This window comes from Fusobacterium sp., from assembly GCF_032477075.1.
Lineage (GTDB): Bacteria > Fusobacteriota > Fusobacteriia > Fusobacteriales > Fusobacteriaceae > Fusobacterium_A.
Window position 1 is genome coordinate 1 of record NZ_JAWDXO010000035.1, and the last position, 18,505, is coordinate 18,505.

Here is an 18,505-nt window from a genome sequence, read left to right on the forward strand (position 1 = left end):
AAGATATGCAATAGACCCAGAGAAGATAGTAACAGAATTAGGCTGGTATCCAGAGACATCATTTGATGAAGGGATAGAAAAAACAATAAGATGGTATCTAGATAATCAGGAATGGATAAAAGAAATCATAAATAAGTAAAATATAATCTAGGAGAAAAATATGGGGAAAAGTTTTAGTAATTTAATGGTAGTATTTCTAATAATATTTTCATTAAATAAAATAGTTTTAAAAGGAAATGAAATAAAAAATATAGAATTAAATACTCCAATAATATTAAAAATCAATAAGCAAAAGATTTTGATAGACACATTTTCATTAAATAAGGTTTATAATATAAATGAATTAAATTCAGAAGTTCCTATAGAGTTTGAAATTGAATATGTTCCTGAAGAAATAGAAATAAAAATTTTAGGAAATATTTTGAAAGATAAAGCTAAAATAAAAATAAAGAAAATTGCAAGAGAAATAAAAATACCAATAGAAATATTGAATAAAAGGAATAATTTAAAATCAATTTGTCATATAAATACTCTTCATGAAAAGTTTCCAAAGTATACTGTGACAGGAGAAAGTCAATATCCTGGAGATTATTATGGAGATTTTATCTCTGATAATAATAATATAGGAAAAAAAGATTCAATGTTTATTTATAAAATGAATTCTAAGGGAGAAATTTTATATTATAAAAAGCATACTTCAACAATATCAGACTTTAAAAAAACAAAATTGAAGAATAATCAAATAAGATATAGTTATTTTTTACAAGATGAAAATGCTTATTCTTATGAAGGAGTAGGTTATGGTCCAACAAAGCTGATAATAATGGATGAAAATTATGATATTATTGATGAAATAACTTCAAAACAATTTAAAGAAATACCAGAAAACTTTCCTTTGGAAAGCCATGATAGTCTAATTATAGATGATGATCATTATATCACAGCTGCATATTTTGGCAAAATAGTAAATAATGTTGATAAAGATCTTATTGAGAATCATAATGGTTCTAGAGTAATAGCTTCTATTTTACAAGAAGTAAAAGATGGAAAAGTGATATGGCAATGGGATAGTACAGAACATCCAGAATTATATAAATTAAGTGTAGAAGGGAATGATTTTAAAAATTCTACAAGTAAATGGGCAGATTATATTCACTTTAATTCAGTAACTATAGATCCTAAAGATGGAAATTTAATATGTTCTTTTAGAAATATAGATTCAATTTTAAAGATAGAACGAGGTACTGGTAAGATACTATGGATACTTGGTGGTAAAGGTGATCAGTTTGGATTAACCGAAGAACAAAAATTTTCAAGGCAACACTATGCAAGAGTTATTAAAGATGGAAGTATAACACTTTTTGACAATGGAAATTTAAAAGAAAAATCAAGAGTTTTAGAAATAAAAATAGATGAGAAAAATAAAAAAGTTTTAAATTATAAAGATTTTTATTTAAATGACTATTTTTCTCCTGCTTGTGGCTCAACTGATAAATTAGATGATAAAAAAGATGTTTTTATTATAGGATGGGGAATGGGAGATTTTAGTAAAAGAGAGAATATGACAGAAATAGATTTTTCTACAAATAAGAAGACATTTGAGTTAATTTTTCATGGAAATATGACAACTTACAGAATTACTAAAATAAAATAAATATATAATGAAGTGCACTTTGTAAGTTTGAAAGTGCACTTCATTAATTTATGTTTTATTTTATAATCTCATTATAAAGTGAAATATATTTTTTAGCAGATGTATTCCAGTTATTATCTCTAGCTTTAGCACTTTTTACAATTTTTTCCCATTTATCTTTATCTTTATAAATAGAAATTGCATATTCTAAAGTTTTATATAATTCATCACTGCTTATATTTTTAAAGCCAAATCCATCTCCTTCCTCAGTATATTCATTATAAGGAGTGACTGTATCTTTTAATCCCCCTGTTTCTCTCACGATAGGAACACAGCTATATCTCATAGCAATCATTTGAGAAAGACCACAAGGTTCAAAAATAGAAGGCATAAGGAACATATCTGCTCCACTATATATCTCCATAGATAAAGGCTGATTAAATCCAATATATGAACAGACTCTTCCAGGATACTGTCTTTCTTTCCATTTAAAGAAATCTTCATATTTAGGTTCTCCATTTCCAAGAAGGACAAATTGAATTCCTAATTTCATTAATCTGTCAAAGCTGTCTATAATTAAATCAATTCCTTTTTGCCTGTCTAATCTTGTAATAATAGAAACTAAAGGAGTACTAGGGTCCTGATTAAGACCAAGTCTTTCTTGAAGCTCAGATTTGAGTCTTTTCTTTCCTTTTCTAGGAAGTTTATATACAGTTCCATCTATTCCATTAACTATACCTTTTAATTTATAATCAAATTTTCTAAATAATCCATCTAGTCCTTCACCAAGCTCAGGAGTTTTTATTTCTTCAGCATATGAATCACTTACAGTCGTGATATAGTCAGAATATACAACTCCTCCTTTTAAGAAAGATATCATATCATAATATTTAATTCCATCTTCAACAAAGTATCTTCCTCTATCTATTTCTAAAGTTTTTTCTATTACATCATTATAGAAGAAACCTTGAAATCTTAAATTGTGAATAGTGAAAATAGTTCTTATATCATTCATTCCTCTTTCTTTAAGGTAGATAGGAACTAGTCCAGTATGCCAGTCATTACAATGAATTATATCTGGTTCAAATCCTGTGATATAGAAAGTTTCTATAATAGCTTTTGCAAAGAATGCAAATCTTTCACAGTCATCAACTTCTCCATAGACTCTATTTCTGTTAAAATATCTTTCATTATCGACAAAATAATAAGTAATGCCATCAAGTTCACAATAATCTATTCCTACATATTCATTATGATGAGCCACCCATATCTGTTTATCTCCTAAGTGCTCCATTATTTCCTTGTATTTATCAGGAATAGCACTATATTTAGGTAATATTACTCTTATATCTACTTTTTCTTTTTTTAATGCTTTTGGCAATGAGTAAGCTACATCACCAAGTCCTCCTGTTTTGACAAAAGGCCAAGCCTCTCCTGCTGCAAAAAGTACTTTCATCTTCATCACTCCTTTTTATAAAGAACTATTCTCTACCCTTTCCTTTTAGATATTCTAAAAGATCTCTGTAGTGTTCTTTATCCCATTTGATGCTCTTTTCAATAACTAGAGGGTAATTTCTAGAAGCACTTAGTCTTTCATTACATTTGATCACATTATTTTTATCTACAATGATATTTTTTAATACAGCTCCAGATTTAACAACACAGTCCTGTAAAAGAATACAATTCTCAACTATAGCTCCCTCTTCAACTGTAGCTCCTCTTGCTAGGATAGAATTCTTAATTTTTCCACCTAAAATACAGCCATTAGCTATAACTGAATTTACTACTTCAGCTTTTTCTTTAAACATTGATGGAGGGGTATCCTTTGTTTTAGTATATACTTTTCTTCCATCTTTATTAAATATATCATCTCTAGTTTCTTTGTTTAAAAGATCCATATTAAAATCAAAATACTCTTTTGTTGAATTTATGCAGGCTAAATATCCTTTAAATTCATATCCATTTATACTTAATCTTCCTATATTTCTAGAAATAAGATCTTTAACTGTATAATAAGCTCCATCTTGAATTCCATCACATATTAATTTTATTAGAAGTTCTTTTTTTATAATAAAAACTTCCATAGAAATATTTTCATCTTTTTTAAAGAAAAGATTTTGTCCTATTCCTAATATTTTTCCATTTTCCTCAACTTTTACACTATCACAATTATCAAATCTTTCATTTGCATTATCTACTTTTTTATATACTAGAGTAACATCTTTTCCACTTTCTTCATGTTTTCTTACGACATCAGTAATATCAATATTACATACCATATGAGAACTTAGTACAACTACATTTTGTTGTTTACTGCGGAAGAAGTACTCCATATTTTTTTTAACTCTTTTTATATTAGTTGAATAAGTTGAATCAGCCATTTGTTTGAAAATAAATATACCATCTTTTTTTCTATCTAAATCCCATTCTGTACCTCTTCCAATATGGTCAGTAAGTGAATTCATATCATCATTTCCACCAAAAATGCCAACATTTCTTATTCCAGCATTAACCAAATTTGATAAAGCAAAATCTATTATTCTATAAGTTCCACCTACTGGAACAGATGCCAGAGGTCTCATTTTAGTAAGAGATCTGATATTATCTAGAGATTCGGCTAAAAAGATTATAGCCATATAATTATTTAGCATAAAGTCCTCCCTTATAAGCTTATTTTATAACTTCACTTTTTATTATTCTTCCATGACCAATAACAGCAATTTCAGTATCATCTCCAATAACTGTATTCTTTTTAATAACTACTTCATCAGCTATGATTGCTTTGTTTATGATGACATTTTCTTCAATAACTGTATCTTGCATTATTACAGAATTGATGACCTTACTATTTTTTCCAATTTTTACACCAGGGAAAATAACAGAATTCTTAACTTCACCTTCTATTTCACATCCCTTATCAACTAATGAAGTAACAATTACAGCATCATTACTTACATACAGAGGAGGATAAACTCCTTGGCGAGTATTTATTTTCCAGTCTTTATCAAATATATTCAGTTTATTATCAGGTTTTAAAAGATCCATATGAGCATCCCAGAAACTTTCAATAGTTCCAACATCTTTCCAGTATCCTTCAAATGGGTATGCAAATAATCTTTTTTGGTCATTTAATAGATTAGGGATTATATTTTTACCAAAGTCATTACTTGATGTAGGATCTTTTTCATCTTCAAGGAGATATTCTTTTAATACACTCCACTTGAAAATATAGATACCCATTGAAGCAAGAGTACTTTTTGGTTGTTTTGGTTTTTCTTCAAACTCATATATTGAATAATCTTCATTGGCATTCATAATACCAAAACTAGGTGCATCTTTCATTGGAACATTGAATACTCCAATAGTAGCATCTGCATCTTTTTCTTTATGAAATTTAAGCATTTTTTCATAGTCCATCTTGTATATATGATCTCCTGATAGAATTAAAACATTTTCAGGATCATATTTGTCTACGAATTGAATATTTTGATAAATAGCATTGGCAGTTCCTTTGTACCATCCACCTTCATCATTCTTTTTAGTATGAGGCTGTAATACAGTTACTCCTCCACCCATTCTATCTAAGTCCCAAGGAGATCCTCTTCCAATATGGTCATTAAGGATATGAGGTTCATATTGAGTAAGTACTCCTACTGTATCTATTCCAGAGTTAGAACAATTACTTAAAGTAAAATCTATGATTCTATATTTCCCACCAAATGGAACTCCAGGTTTAGCTATTTTTTCAGTTAAATCTAATAAACGGCTTCCTTGTCCTCCAGCCAGTATCATAGCTATTATTTGTTTTTTTTCCATAACTTCCTCCTAATATTTGATGTAATACTATTTGGTTAACTTTTTATTCTTAGTTGATGATTTTGTTACAGTTTTTTCAATTTCCTTTCCCTTTACTCCTCCTTTTTTCTTTTCAACCTTTTCAGTTTTCAAAAAAATTACTGTGTTTCTAGGGATATCTAATTCTATATGCTGCTCTCTATAGTTCCAGCTTTTATCAATAGGTTTGTATTTTTTCTTTTTAGTACTTCCCTTCCCACCAAATTTTTTGTCATCACTGTTTAGGATGACATTATATACTTTATTTTCTGGTATACCAATTTTGTACTTATTTTTGTCTTCACCAGAAAAGTTAAAAACTACAATTAAATGTTCTTTGAAATCTTTAGTTTTTCTTAGAAAAGCAAGCATATTTTCAGTATAATTTTCATGTTCTATCCATTCAAAAGTATCCCAGCTGTCTTCCCATAAAGATTTATCTTCAAGATAAAGTGTATTTAAAGCTTTTACATAAGCCTGAACTTCTTTATTTCCATTATTCTGGTCTAATAAGTGCCATTCAAGAGATTCATAAAATCTCCATTCGAGCCCATGAGCAAATTCATTACCCATGAAATTTAATTTTTTACCAGGATGAGCCATTTGATAAGAATAAAGAGCTCTTGTATGAGCTAACTTATCTTCATGATATCCAGGCATTTTTTCAATTATTGATTTTTTTCCATGTACTACTTCATCATGGGATAAAGGGAGTACATAGTTTTCAGAAAAAGCATACATAAATGAGAAAGTCAATTTTCCATGATGTTGGTATCTGAATATAGGATCTATGCTAAAGTATTTAAGAGTATCATTCATCCATCCCATATTCCATTTACTGTCAAATCCAAGTCCTCCATCAATAGGATGCTTTGTAACATTAGGCCAGGCAGTTGAGTCTTCTGCAATTACAAGAATATCTGGAAAGTCATCATGTATAACAGAATTCAGCTCTTTAAAGAAGTCTACTGCACCTAAGTTTTCTTTTCCTCCATATTTGTTTCTTAAATCGTCTTCACCATCTTTTCCATATGAAAGGTAGAGCATATTAGCTACAGCATCCATTCTTATACCATCTATATGAAATTCTTTGAACCAGTAAGTCAGATTAGATATTAAAAAGCTTTTCACCTCATTTCTTGTAACATCAAAATTACAAGTTCCCCACTCTTTATTTTCACCAATTCTTGAATCCAGATATTCATAAGTGGGAGTTCCATCAAATCTGTAGAGCCCGTGAGCATCCTTGCAGAAGTGTCCTGGTACCCAATCTAAAATAACTCCAATATTATTTTTATGCATAAGATTTACAAGAAACATAAAATCTTCAGGAGTTCCATATCTACTTGTAACTGAATAATATCCAGTAGCCTGATATCCCCAAGAAGCATCAAGTGGATATTCATTTATAGGCATTATTTCAATATGAGTATAGTTCATTTCTTTAAGATACTCAGCAAGCATAATAGCAGAATCTCTATAATTTAACCATTCTCCATGGATACCTCTTTTCCATGAACCTAAATGAACTTCATATATATTGATAGGTTTATCCAAACCAGTAGTTCTCTTGTTTAACCATCTTTTATCTGCCCATTTGAATTTTGGGATATCATAAACAACTGATGCTGTATTAGGTCTCATTTCAGAAAAAAAAGCATAAGGGTCAGCCTTCATTTCTATCCTTCCATCAGCACTTTCTATTTTATATTTATATTTTTCTAATTTTTTAATATCTTGTATTTCAAGTTCCCATATTCCTTCATTATTTATTCTTTTCATCATATGTTCATTGCCATTCCAGCCATTAAAGTCTCCAACAACAGCAATTGACTTGGCATGAGGTGCCCATACCCTAAATATAACTGAATTTTTAGTTAAATGAGCTCCCATATAGTTATAAGCTTCTCTGTGTTCTCCTCTGTGAAAAAGGTACACATCTAATTCGTGCTCCATGAAACTATACCTCCTTGATAGCAAAGGTGTTATAGAACCAGCCTATAATTTAGCTGGTTCTATATGCCATATTTCATCTGCATATTCTTTTATAGTTCTGTCAGATGAGAATTTTCCTGCATTTGCAATGTTCATAAGCTGTTTTTTAGCCCATCCCATTCTGTCTCTATATTCTTTATTAATTGTTTTTTGAGCTTTTCTATATGCTTCAAAATCTTCCAATACAAAATATTGATCTGCCTGCTGCCATGGAGCATTTTCCATAAGAGATCTATGAATATTTCCATAAATTCCTGTACCAAGGTCATTGAAAGTTCCATCAATTAGTGAATCAACTATTCTTTTCAATCCCTGAACATCATTATATGGAACATGAGGATCATAACCTTTAGATCTCATTTCTTCAATTTCATTGACCTTTAACCCAAAAATATAATTATTTTCTATTCCAGCTTCTTCTACTATTTCCACATTAGCTCCATCTAAAGTTCCAATAGTTAAAGCACCATTCAGCATAAATTTCATGTTTCCAGTTCCAGAAGCTTCTTTTCCTGCTGTAGATATTTGTTCAGAAATATCTGCTGCTGGAAATAATTTTTCAGCTACTGATACTCTATAGTTTTCAACAAATACTATTTTTAATTTTCCATTTACATCAGGGTCTCTATTTACAACTTGAGCAACTTCATTGATAAGTCTTATTATACCTTTAGCCATGAGATACCCTGGGGCAGCCTTTGCTCCATAGATATAAGTAACTGGATAAAATTCCATAGATGGATTTAATTTTAATTTATGATATAAACCTATAACATGGAATATATTTAAAAGCTGTCTTTTATATTCATGAAGTCTTTTTATCTGCATATCAAATATAGAATTTGGATTAATTTCTATTCCTTGAGTTTCTCTTAAATAGTTAACTAATTCTATTTTTTTCTCATGTTTTATTTCTAAAATTCTTTTTAAAATTCCTTCATCTTCAATGTATTTTTCCAATCTTTTTAACTGGCTTAGATCGGTAATCCATTCATCTCCAAGGAGTTCAGTTATTAGTTTTGCCAACTGTGGATTTGATTGAAGAAGCCATCTTCTTTGTGTTATTCCATTAGTTTTATTTTGGAATCTTTCTGGATATATTTCATACCAATCTTTTAATTCTTTATTTTTGAGAATTTCTGTATGAAGAGCAGCAACACCATTTATTGTATGACTTCCATATATAGCAAGCCATGCCATGTGTATCATGTTTCCTTGTATAATTGACATTCTTCCTTGTCTAGCTGGATCATTAGGAAATTTTTCAGCGAGAAATCCTTTTAATTGTTCATTTATTCCTTGAGTTATTTGATATACTCTTGGAACAACTTGTTCATATAAACCAACCCACCATTTTTCAAGTGCTTCTGCCAATATAGTATGATTAGTATATGAGAAAGTTTTTTCAACTATTTCCCAAGCTTTTTCCCAAGATACTCCTTCAACATCTAAAAGTAATCTCATCAATTCTGGAATAGCAATAACAGGATGGGTATCATTTAATTGAATAGCTGTAAATTCAGCAAATTTATCAAAATTTCTTCCATGTATTTTTTTAAATTTTCTTAAAATATCTTGTAATGATGCAGATACAAAGAAGTATTGCTGTTTTAATCTTAATTTTTTTCCTTCATCTGTTGAGTCATTTGGATAAAGAACTCTTGATATATCTTCTGCTCTAGTTTTTTCCTGAGTGGCATGAAGATAATCTTGTTGATTAAATTTTCCAAGATCAAGATCTACTATAGAGTGAGCTTCCCAAAGTCTTAAGGTATTTATATTTTTAGTTCCATAGCCTATTATTGGCATATCAAATGGAACAGCTCTTACATTTTCATCTCCAAAACTTACAATAACCTCATCAGCTGGCCTTTCAACAGACCATACATCTCCATATTTAAGCCAAGTTTCAGGTTTTTCTACCTGATATCCATCTTTAAATGATTGGTTAAAGATACCATTTCTATACCTTATACCATACCCTTGACCAGGAAGATTAAGAGTAGCAAGAGAATCTAAAAAACATGCAGCAAGTCTTCCTAATCCACCATTTCCTAAAGCAGAATCCTCTTCTTCATCCTCTATTTTATTATAATCAATACCATATTCTGCTAATACTTCCTTGACTTCACCTAATAATCCAAGATTAATAAGGTTATTTCCTAATGCTCTTCCCATAAGGAATTCTGCTGAAAGATAAAAAGCTTGTTTTTTTTGAGAATAAAGCTTTTTTGTCTCATACCAGTCTTCAGCAATTTCTTCCATAACAGCTTGTCCTAAGGCTCTATAGATTTCAAATTCATTAGCCTCAGCTATATCCTTACCAAAACTTATTTTTACATGTTTTTCAATTTGTTTCTTTAACTCATGTTTTTCAATTTTCATATTTTCTCCCTTTATTATCTTTTGAATTTTCTAGTTGTTATTTTTATATTATTGCATAATTCATCTGTAATATATTTTTCATTGAGTCTCCATTTCCAGTTTTTTCCTAATGTAGATGGAGTATTCATTCTTCCTTCTTCTCCTAAACCAATAAAGTCCTGCATTTGAGCTATAGCTATATTGGCTTTTGATGCCCATATTGCATCAATAAACCTAAGATTAATAGGTAACCAGTAATCACTTCCAAATTTGTTAAGATAATTTTTCAGATATTCATCACAATAATGTTTAGTTGCAAGAGGTATAGTTTCATACCATCCAACCACAGTATTATTATCATGGGTTCCAGTGTAAGCTACACAATTTTCTTCATACTTATGTGGCAGATAATCACTGTCCTCTGAATCAAAAGCAAACTCAAGAACTTTCATTCCAGGAAAACCACTTCTTTTTAAAAGTTTTTTTACTTTTTCAGTAAGAAGTCCTAAATCTTCAGCAATTATTGGAAGCTTTCCTAATCTTCTTCCAATTGTTCTAAAGAAATCCATTCCAGGACCTTTTTCCCAATGCCCTCTTACAGCAGTAGTATCTCTTGCTGGAATACTCCAGTAGGCTTCAAAACCTCTGAAATGATCTATTCTGATAATATCATATATTTCAAAACAGTAAGCTATCCTTTTTATCCACCAGTGATAATTTGTTTTTTTAAGATATTTCCAGTCATATAGGACATTTCCCCATAATTGACCATCTTTACTGAAATAGTCTGGAGGACATCCTGATACTCTTTTTGGTTTTTTATATTTGTCAAATTGGAATATTTTTGATTCACTCCAAGTATCAGCACTGTCTGTTGCTACAAAAATAGGAATATCTCCAATTATGCTTATTCCTTTGGAATTTGCATAAGATTTTAATCTAAACCATTGTTTATAGAAAGTATATTGCACAAAAGAAAAATAATCCATATTTTTTTTCAAATTTTCATCATTTTTTTCAATTTTTTTTAAATTTCTATATTTATAACATTTAGGCCAGTTTTGCCATGACTTTCCAGAAAATTTTTCCTTCAATGCCATATATAAAACATAATTGTCTAACCAATAAGCATTTTTTTCTTTAAATCTTTTTAACTCTTCCTCTATTTCACCATTTTTTTCAATTTTTTTCAAGAAAATTTCAAAAATATTTTTTAAAAGTTTAGTTTTTCTTTCATTTACCTGTTCATAGTCAAGATTATTTTCATAATTTATTTCTCTTAAAGGTAAGAGGTCTTTATCATCTATATATCCAAGTTCTATAAATTCTTCTAAATCTATAAAATAAGGATTACCTGCAAAAGCTGAGAAAGACTGATATGGTGAATCACCATATCCTGTAGGTCCCATAGGAAGTATCTGCCATAATTTCTGCTCAGATCTTTCCAGAAAATCTACAAATTCATATGCTTTTTTTCCAAAATCTCCTATTCCATATTCACTTGGAAGAGAAGTTATATGCATCAATATACCACTGCTTCTTTTAAACATTTTTCCCCCTATTATTGAATAAAGTTTTTCTTTTCATGAAGACTGTTTATACTGATTTTTTTTTCAAAAGATTTTTCATATATTTCAGCTAATCTTGCCATATAGATATCACTGTGTATATGTTCTGAAATTATCTGTACATAAACTTCATTATCTGTAAGAGCAGCTATCATTTTATTACCAGTATTAGTCACCACAAAACTTGTAGAGAGATCAGTTACCATCATTATTCTCTTTGGATTTTTATAAGTTTCTTTTACTTCAGTTTTATGATAATATTCAATTTCTTTTCCAATATCTTCTAATTTATTAAAAGAAAATATTATAATTCTTACTCCCCTTTCAGCAGCTTCTTTTAAATCAGCCTTCATTATTTCTAAATCAAAATCTGTATTTAAGTATATTTCCTTTTCTGCCTCTTTTATTATACTGTGAAGAGTATGAAGAATATTTTCATATCCTTCTATTCTTAGATAATAGTCCTTTTTTAAAGGTCTTTCAATATTTTTAAGATGTAACTTTATACTTTCAGCATTTTTATGAAATTTTTTTTCTATTTCATCAAAAATTATTTCAGGCTCTTTTGCTTCATATTCTTTACTTTCATTAGGAATCATAAAAATATATCCATTTTTATATAAAGACTCTAAAGATTGGTACACAGTAGATCTTGAGAGATTTAGTTCCTTTGCTAGCTTATAACCATTTGTTTTTCCTGATTTAAGCAAGGCTATATAGACTATTGCTTCTGTTTTGGTGAAGCCAAAATTCTTAAGTTTGTCTATCACATCCTGCATAATTTTCTCCCCCCTTAGATTTTAAGTAGTACATAATTGTACTACTATTCTCACTTTAATTATACTTTATAAAACATATAATATCAATAGCGATTGTAGTAAAAAAATCTATTTTTCTTAAAAATATTTAAAAAAATAAATTAAATAAAAAAAGAATGACTTTTATTTTTCAGTCATTCTTAATTATTTATATTGAATTATTATTTATTATCTTTTACTACATTTTGTCCAGCTATTCTTCCAAATACTGTAATATCAGCAATTGCATCACTACCTAAACGATTAGTTCCATGAATATCACCAGTAACTTCACCAGCTCCATAAAGTCCTTTTATGATTTCTCCTTTAGTATTTATAACTCTTGCATTTTCATCAATTTTTACTCCGCCCATTGTATGATGTACAGCAGGAACAGCTTTCATGATATAAAAAGGTCCTTTTGCTTCAAATGGAGTAAGTTTTCCTCTCTTATTAAATTCAAGATCTTTTCCATCTTTAGCATATTGATTATATTTCTCAACAGTTTTTTCAAGTTCAACAGCATCTATTCCAAAGAAATCAGCAGCTTCTTTTATAGTATCAGCTTTTACTAAAAGCTTATTATTAAAAAGGTAATTCATTTCATCTTCATGATGTTCAGCTACTCCGCTTAATTTTACCTGTGCTTCATCACAGAATTGGTAAGCAGCATTTCCAGTTTGATTTTTTATTGCCATAGAGATAACATCTCTTCTTTCTAATTCTTCAACAAAACGTTTTCCTTCTTGATTGACAAGAATACTTCCACCAACAAGTCTCACATCTCCAAAATAAAGAAGAGCCCCACTTATAGGATCACATGTAGGATAAGTTTGGATGAAAGGCATATCTTCAAGCTGTGCACCTATTTTTTCAGACATAGTTATTCCATCACCAGTTATTCCAACTGTATTAGTAGAAAGGATATTTTCATCTACATCTTTATTATATTTTACTCTCATTTCAAGATTAGAGCCAAATCCACCACTTGCTAGAATAACTCCATCTTTAGCAAGGAAAGTATATTCTTTGTCTTCACTTAGAGCTTTTACACCAGTAACTCTTCCCTTATCAACTATAAGTTCTACAGCAGGAGTTTCATATAATACAGGAATATTTAATTCCTTAGCTTTAGCAAGAAGTTTAGAAATCATTTCAACACCAGTAGCACCTTGAGGTACAAGACTTCTTTCTACAGAGTGTCCTCCAAAAAACATCTGTCTGTCTTCAAAAGTCATATTGATATAGTCTTTTAGCCATTCAGCTCCACTTAGAGCATTATCAGCCAAAACTCTTACCAGTTTAGGATCTCCTTCATTATCTCCACCTTTTAATATATCATTATAGAAAGCGTCATTGCTGTCTTTTAAACCTTTTTTTACCTGTACCCAGTTATTAGGAGCAGCATATTCTCCACCAGATATAAGAGTATTTCCACCAGCAAAAGCCATTTTTTCAAGAACTATAACATTTTGAGCACCATTATTTTTAGCTTCGATAGCAGCTACAAGACCTGCTCCTCCAGCTCCAATTACAACTACATCTTTTTTCTGAGTTTCTTTAACTAACTTTTTAGGTTCTATAACAGGTTTTTTATTTAATTCTTTAAGGTCAGTTCCAGAGTTTTTAAGGGCATTTCTTACTGCCAAAGTAAGAGCTCGGCTTGTACCAGTAGCACCAGATACTCCATCTACTCTTAAAGATTGATATTTAACTATTTGTTCTGGAACTTTTTTTGCCGCTGATTCAGAAATTATAGGAGTATCGGTATTTTTTATTACTTTTACTTCTTCAATTTTATTTTTAGAAGTTTTTACTTCTACCTTTACCTCACCTCTGTACCCTTTAGCTTCTCCAACATATGTTCCTTCTTTGAATTCAACTCCAAAAGCTGAAACTGCCAAAACTGCACATAACATAAGAGATAAAATTCTTTTTTCGTTCATAATTTAATCCTCCTCAAGATATTTTAGTCACTATTATAATTATAGCTCAAATTTCATACTTTGACAATAAAAAAGAGACGAAATAGATATTCCGTCTCATAATGTTAATATTTATAATACAACTACTCTTTTTTCTATTGGAAGAAATTCTTTTCCAGGTGCTAGAGCAGTAGGTTTTCCAAAAGGCATCTGTGCTATAAGCTTCCAAGATTTCGGGATTTCAAATACATCTTTTACTTCATCATCAATTAGTGGATTGTAGTGTTGAAGATTTGCTCCCAATCCCTGTTCTTCCAGAAGAGACCAGATAGCAAACTGCAACATTCCATTTGCTTGTTCAGCCCATACAGGAAAATTATCTCTGTAAAGAGGGAATTTTTCCATAAGCTCTTTTGTTGTTCTTGTAGAATCAAAGAAAAGAACAGTTCCATAAGAATTAGCCAATCCTTTAATCTTATTTTCAGTAGTTTCAAAGCTTTTTGCAGGAACTACTTTACGAAGAGTATTCATAACAATTTCCCATAATTTTTTATGATTTTCCCCATAGAGTATTACAACCCTTGCACTTTGATTATTAAATGCAGATGGAACATGTTTCACTGCATCTTTTATTATTTCTTCTATTTTTTCTTTAGGAATAGTTGTTTCCTTAGAAAGAGTATATATAGTTCTTCTATTTTTCAACACATCCATAAAACTTTTATTATTCATAATAGTCCTCCTTTTAATATATCAACTTAAAATTTTCATATTATATTATTCGATTAGAAACTATTATTTCTTTTTTTTATCTTATTTTTCTTCGTTATTTAATGTCATTTCAATTATTTTTTTCATATTTTCTTTGGAAAGACCACCTGCAATATATCCCATTATATTTCCTTCTTTATCTATCATAAAAGTAGTAGGAAAAGCATTGATGTAGTAATTTTTGAATATTTCACCCTTTACATCAAATACAACAGGAAATGTATAATTATTTTTAGTAAGAAATGCTTTTATTTTCTCTTCTGATTCATCTTGTGGAGAAGGATTTTCAGGAGTTGTTGGACTTGCAGCTCCCAAAATGACAACATCATTTTTATTATATCCATATTCTTTATAGATTTCTTCTATATGGGGCATTTCTTCTCTGCAAGGAGGACACCATGTAGCCCAGAAATTAAGAAAAACTACCTTTCCTTTATAATCTGAAAGCTTATGAAGATTTCCATACTGATCTTTTAGCTGAAAATCATAAGCTGGAAGTTTTTTTTCCTGAGAAGGTTTATCTGGCTCTTCAGTTTTTGCAGCATAGTCTGGATTTTGTGGCTGTTGTCCGACTGCAAATACATTGAAATTAAATCCACTTAAAGTCATGATTCCAATTATTATCAGAATAGCTCCACTGATTTTTATACTATATTTTAAGAAAGATTTTTTTGTTTTTAAAAAATTTAATACTTTAGTGGTAAATATTCCAAGAAGTAAAAATGGAATAATAAACCCTAAACTGTATATTAATATAAGCATATTTCCAAGGAAAGAAGTTTTAGCTCCAGATGCCATAATAAGAACAGTAGATAACACTGGACCTATACATGGTGTCCATGCAAAACTAAAAGTAAATCCTATAATAAATGCAATTAATGGATTTATTTTTTTAGTATCAAATCCTATTCGGTGCTCCCTTTCCATAAAATTACTTTTTAACAGCCCTATTTGGAATAAACCTAAAAGCAGAATAAGGATACCACTTATTCTTGTAAATAGAACTCTGTTGGTATTAAAGAACCCTCCTAGCTTGGAAAAAGAAAGTCCTAAGATAAAGAAAGCAGCGGATATACCAAGAATAAAAAATATGGTATGAAGGAATACTTTTTTCTGATTATAAAAAATATTACCATTTTCATCTGTTGCAGCAGTATTTCCAGACAAATAGCTCATATAAACTGGGAGAAGGGGAATAATACAAGGTGAAAAGAAGGAAAATATTCCTCCTAGAAAAACTAAAATAAAACTAATATTATCTGTTAAAAGTATGTCATTAAACATAGATCCTCCTTGATTATATAAATAGAATTTATTATATACTATAAATATTAAATATATTTAATTATTTAGTAAAAAATTACTAAATTCCTTTATAGATATGAAAAAATATTCTGTAAATATGTAAGGAATATGTGATTTAAAGTATCGTTGATTGTTAAAATAGTTACTAAATCTTATTGTATAGATTTTGCAAGAAAAAATTAAATATTTTTAATAGAAAGGTGGAGAAAAAATAGTTTAGAAAAATTAAAAACCCCCTAAGGGCTGAGGCTACTATTTGTTCTTATACCACCATCAAGCAATAATGAAGAAAGCTATAGCTATTCCTCCATTAATTGAAAATGAATGGATATAGATGTACATATAGTACCTCCTTGTGAATAGAATTTACTATATACCAAGTCTCTGATCTCTTGATATATATGAGAAAAGCTCCCTCAAAGATCATCAGAGCTTTTTCTATTCACAAGTACCCCAAAGGGTCTTTCAATTTAATTATAACATGAATCTATAAAAAGTTAAAATATTAAAAAGAATGCTGTATAATCACAGATTAGCAAAATTAATAGCAGATATATTTTGATCTGGTTTATAATAAATTTTATTATGAATTATTATTTTTTTCTTTGTAACATAAATGACATAATAGGTTGGTATTATTATCTTATAAATCTTTCCCCAAGATGTTTTAATATATAGATTAAAAAAAATCTCCCTATTATTTTAGAGAGATTTTTTTATTTAAATTACAATTCCTCTTTTATTATTCTTAAAAATAATCTTTTAATTTCTTCCTTCTTTTCTCCTGGACCGAATATATAAAAAGATATATTGCTAAACCTTTTAAAACTTTTTTGTGGAAGAAGATCAGAAAGAAGTTTATCCTCACCATTGAGGGATACATATATTTTAGCCTCAGATACAGCATGATAGAATTTATTATATCTTGTTATTATAAATATCTCACCTTTTTTAAGTTTTAAAGTTTCTCCAATTTCTCCTACTATTTTTTTAATTTTTTCATCATCTTTCAATATTTTATCCAATCTATCTGTTACTAATTTTCCTAATTCCAGTTCATCTTCCAGACATTCATATTCATAGATAGTTTTCCATAGAGGTTTTAAAAATTTTCTTTCCATCAGCTGCTTCATAACAATAGAAGTATATTCAGTAGTTTTTCTATTGAGAGAAGCTAAATATGCTTTTCTTAAATGAGAATAGATATCATCATCTATTATTAGGTTATCTATTACTGCCTCAGTTGAGAAAAACTCTTTTTTATTCATTTCCTCAGGAAACATTTCTTTTTGTTCTTCATAAAGTTTCATAAAATGTCCAAGAATATTCCTTATGATAAATTCTGTATAAACAGAAATATGATGATTGTACACCCAAAGGTATAGTAAATCTCTGGAATCAACAACAGACTGCATAGCAGGGATAGCCTTAGAACTGTATTTTAATTTTCTGTCTTCTCCTATAAAAGTACATGAAAAAAGTCTTTCAATATCTATTCTAGGAGCTATATACCCACTCATATGATTATCTCTGATTAGGTAGTCCAGTTTATCCACATCTATTGTTTTAGAATTAACTATTTCTATTAAAATATTTTCCAGCCATAAACTTTCATCTGGATATAGATTTCCTATAATTATTCTGCATATTAATTCTATATTGGTATCAGAATTTATTTTAATGAGAGCAGGTTTTAATTTTTTTATAATACACAGACATGACATTAATTCATGGGAACTTCCAACTATATCTCCCTTTTTATCTTTAAATATTTTGTCAGCCTCTTCTTCATTTGCTAGATTTTTTATTAATGATTCATAAATTTCTTTCTTATCATAAAAAGATTCACCTAGATGAGAAAGGGGAGCATGGCCTACATCATGCAAAAGAGCTGCAAATTTTATATGAAATCTATAATTTTCTATTTGATTTTTAGTTATTCCAAATTCTTCCATATCTCTGTTCAAAGAATCAAAAAAATCACAGGCTAACTTCATTACTCCAAGAGAATGCTCATACCTTGTATGATTGAGAGAAGGGAAAAGATATTCACAAGTAAGCTGTTTTATTCTTTTTAATCTCTGAAAAGATGGAGTATCTACTATTTTTTGAACATCAGTATCTATGGTTATATAACTGTGTATTAAATCCTTAATTACTTTTTTTCCCATAATTCTCCTTTCTATGATTATACTTATAATATATTATAACTTTATTTTTTCTTAAAAGCTAATTTAATATTGAAAAGTTTTATATATATTTGTAACACAAATGACATAATAGCTTGGTACTATTATCTTATAAATCTTTCCC

The 18,505-nt window shown here is 29.1% G+C and carries 12 protein-coding genes and 1 pseudogene; 2 read left to right on the top strand and 11 right to left on the bottom strand.

Going from position 1 to position 18,505, the window contains the following annotated elements; all coding sequences use genetic code 11:
• A pseudogene (locus E6771_RS12735) lies at window positions 1-139 on the top strand (dTDP-glucose 4,6-dehydratase); the annotation flags it as partial.
• Between the two features lie 21 nt (window positions 140-160).
• On the top strand, window positions 161-1,654 hold the full coding sequence (locus E6771_RS12740; RefSeq protein WP_316091717.1) for an aryl-sulfate sulfotransferase: 1,494 nt from the start codon (window positions 161-163) through the stop codon (window positions 1,652-1,654).
• Between the two features lie 55 nt (window positions 1,655-1,709).
• Here the strand turns inward: E6771_RS12740 and E6771_RS12745 are convergent, their stop codons facing one another.
• The 11 genes from E6771_RS12745 to E6771_RS12795 all read right to left on the bottom strand — a co-directional run bounded on the left by E6771_RS12745 (window position 1,710) and on the right by E6771_RS12795 (window position 18,363).
• The gene (locus tag E6771_RS12745) at window positions 1,710-3,089 is read right to left on the bottom strand and encodes a glycogen/starch synthase (protein ID WP_316091718.1); all 1,380 of its coding nucleotides are present in this window, start codon (window positions 3,087-3,089) and stop codon (window positions 1,710-1,712) included.
• Window positions 3,090-3,114: 25 nt separating this feature from the next.
• Complete coding sequence (gene glgD, locus E6771_RS12750; RefSeq protein ID WP_316091719.1) at window positions 3,115-4,284, bottom strand: glucose-1-phosphate adenylyltransferase subunit GlgD; 1,170 nt, start codon at window positions 4,282-4,284, stop codon at window positions 3,115-3,117.
• A gap of 19 nt (window positions 4,285-4,303) precedes the next feature.
• Window positions 4,304-5,449: a glucose-1-phosphate adenylyltransferase gene (locus E6771_RS12755; protein WP_316091720.1), complete on the bottom strand. Its 1,146-nt coding sequence runs from the start codon at window positions 5,447-5,449 to the stop codon at window positions 4,304-4,306.
• 27 nt (window positions 5,450-5,476) lie between these two features.
• On the bottom strand, window positions 5,477-7,423 hold the full coding sequence (gene glgB / locus E6771_RS12760) for a 1,4-alpha-glucan branching protein GlgB (RefSeq protein WP_316091721.1): 1,947 nt from the start codon (window positions 7,421-7,423) through the stop codon (window positions 5,477-5,479).
• A gap of 42 nt (window positions 7,424-7,465) precedes the next feature.
• Window positions 7,466-9,847 (bottom strand): glycogen/starch/alpha-glucan phosphorylase, encoded by a 2,382-nt coding sequence (locus E6771_RS12765; RefSeq protein WP_316091722.1) that lies wholly within the window; start codon window positions 9,845-9,847, stop codon window positions 7,466-7,468.
• 14 nt (window positions 9,848-9,861) lie between these two features.
• Window positions 9,862-11,376, bottom strand: coding sequence for a 4-alpha-glucanotransferase (gene malQ, locus E6771_RS12770; protein WP_316091723.1), 1,515 nt, complete (start codon window positions 11,374-11,376; stop codon window positions 9,862-9,864).
• Between the two features lie 11 nt (window positions 11,377-11,387).
• Window positions 11,388-12,173 (bottom strand): TrmB family transcriptional regulator, encoded by a 786-nt coding sequence (locus E6771_RS12775; protein ID WP_316091724.1) that lies wholly within the window; start codon window positions 12,171-12,173, stop codon window positions 11,388-11,390.
• Between the two features lie 200 nt (window positions 12,174-12,373).
• Window positions 12,374-14,137: a flavocytochrome c gene (locus tag E6771_RS12780; RefSeq protein WP_316091725.1), complete on the bottom strand. Its 1,764-nt coding sequence runs from the start codon at window positions 14,135-14,137 to the stop codon at window positions 12,374-12,376.
• Between the two features lie 111 nt (window positions 14,138-14,248).
• Window positions 14,249-14,848 (bottom strand): nitroreductase family protein, encoded by a 600-nt coding sequence (locus E6771_RS12785; RefSeq protein ID WP_316091726.1) that lies wholly within the window; start codon window positions 14,846-14,848, stop codon window positions 14,249-14,251.
• Window positions 14,849-14,929: 81 nt separating this feature from the next.
• Window positions 14,930-16,171 (bottom strand): cytochrome c biogenesis protein/redoxin, encoded by a 1,242-nt coding sequence (locus E6771_RS12790; RefSeq protein ID WP_316091728.1) that lies wholly within the window; start codon window positions 16,169-16,171, stop codon window positions 14,930-14,932.
• Between the two features lie 746 nt (window positions 16,172-16,917).
• Window positions 16,918-18,363, bottom strand: coding sequence for an HD domain-containing protein (locus E6771_RS12795; RefSeq protein ID WP_316091729.1), 1,446 nt, complete (start codon window positions 18,361-18,363; stop codon window positions 16,918-16,920).
• Between the last annotated feature and the right edge of the window lie 142 nt (window positions 18,364-18,505).

What these genes read in the sequence shown, in the direction of transcription:
- E6771_RS12790 (WP_316091728.1), bottom strand. Translation starts at nt 16,171, where the DNA reads ATGTTTAATGACATACTTTTAACAGATAATATTAGTTTTATTTTAGTT.
- E6771_RS12775 (WP_316091724.1), bottom strand. Translation starts at nt 12,173, where the DNA reads ATGCAGGATGTGATAGACAAACTTAAGAATTTTGGCTTCACCAAAACA.
- glgD (WP_316091719.1), bottom strand. Translation starts at nt 4,284, where the DNA reads ATGCTAAATAATTATATGGCTATAATCTTTTTAGCCGAATCTCTAGAT.
- E6771_RS12745 (WP_316091718.1), bottom strand. Translation starts at nt 3,089, where the DNA reads ATGAAAGTACTTTTTGCAGCAGGAGAGGCTTGGCCTTTTGTCAAAACA.
- E6771_RS12740 (WP_316091717.1), top strand. Translation starts at nt 161, where the DNA reads ATGGGGAAAAGTTTTAGTAATTTAATGGTAGTATTTCTAATAATATTT.
- glgB (WP_316091721.1), bottom strand. Translation starts at nt 7,423, where the DNA reads ATGGAGCACGAATTAGATGTGTACCTTTTTCACAGAGGAGAACACAGA.
- E6771_RS12780 (WP_316091725.1), bottom strand. Translation starts at nt 14,137, where the DNA reads ATGAACGAAAAAAGAATTTTATCTCTTATGTTATGTGCAGTTTTGGCA.
- malQ (WP_316091723.1), bottom strand. Translation starts at nt 11,376, where the DNA reads ATGTTTAAAAGAAGCAGTGGTATATTGATGCATATAACTTCTCTTCCA.
- E6771_RS12755 (WP_316091720.1), bottom strand. Translation starts at nt 5,449, where the DNA reads ATGGAAAAAAAACAAATAATAGCTATGATACTGGCTGGAGGACAAGGA.
- E6771_RS12785 (WP_316091726.1), bottom strand. Translation starts at nt 14,848, where the DNA reads ATGAATAATAAAAGTTTTATGGATGTGTTGAAAAATAGAAGAACTATA.
- E6771_RS12795 (WP_316091729.1), bottom strand. Translation starts at nt 18,363, where the DNA reads ATGGGAAAAAAAGTAATTAAGGATTTAATACACAGTTATATAACCATA.
- E6771_RS12765 (WP_316091722.1), bottom strand. Translation starts at nt 9,847, where the DNA reads ATGAAAATTGAAAAACATGAGTTAAAGAAACAAATTGAAAAACATGTA.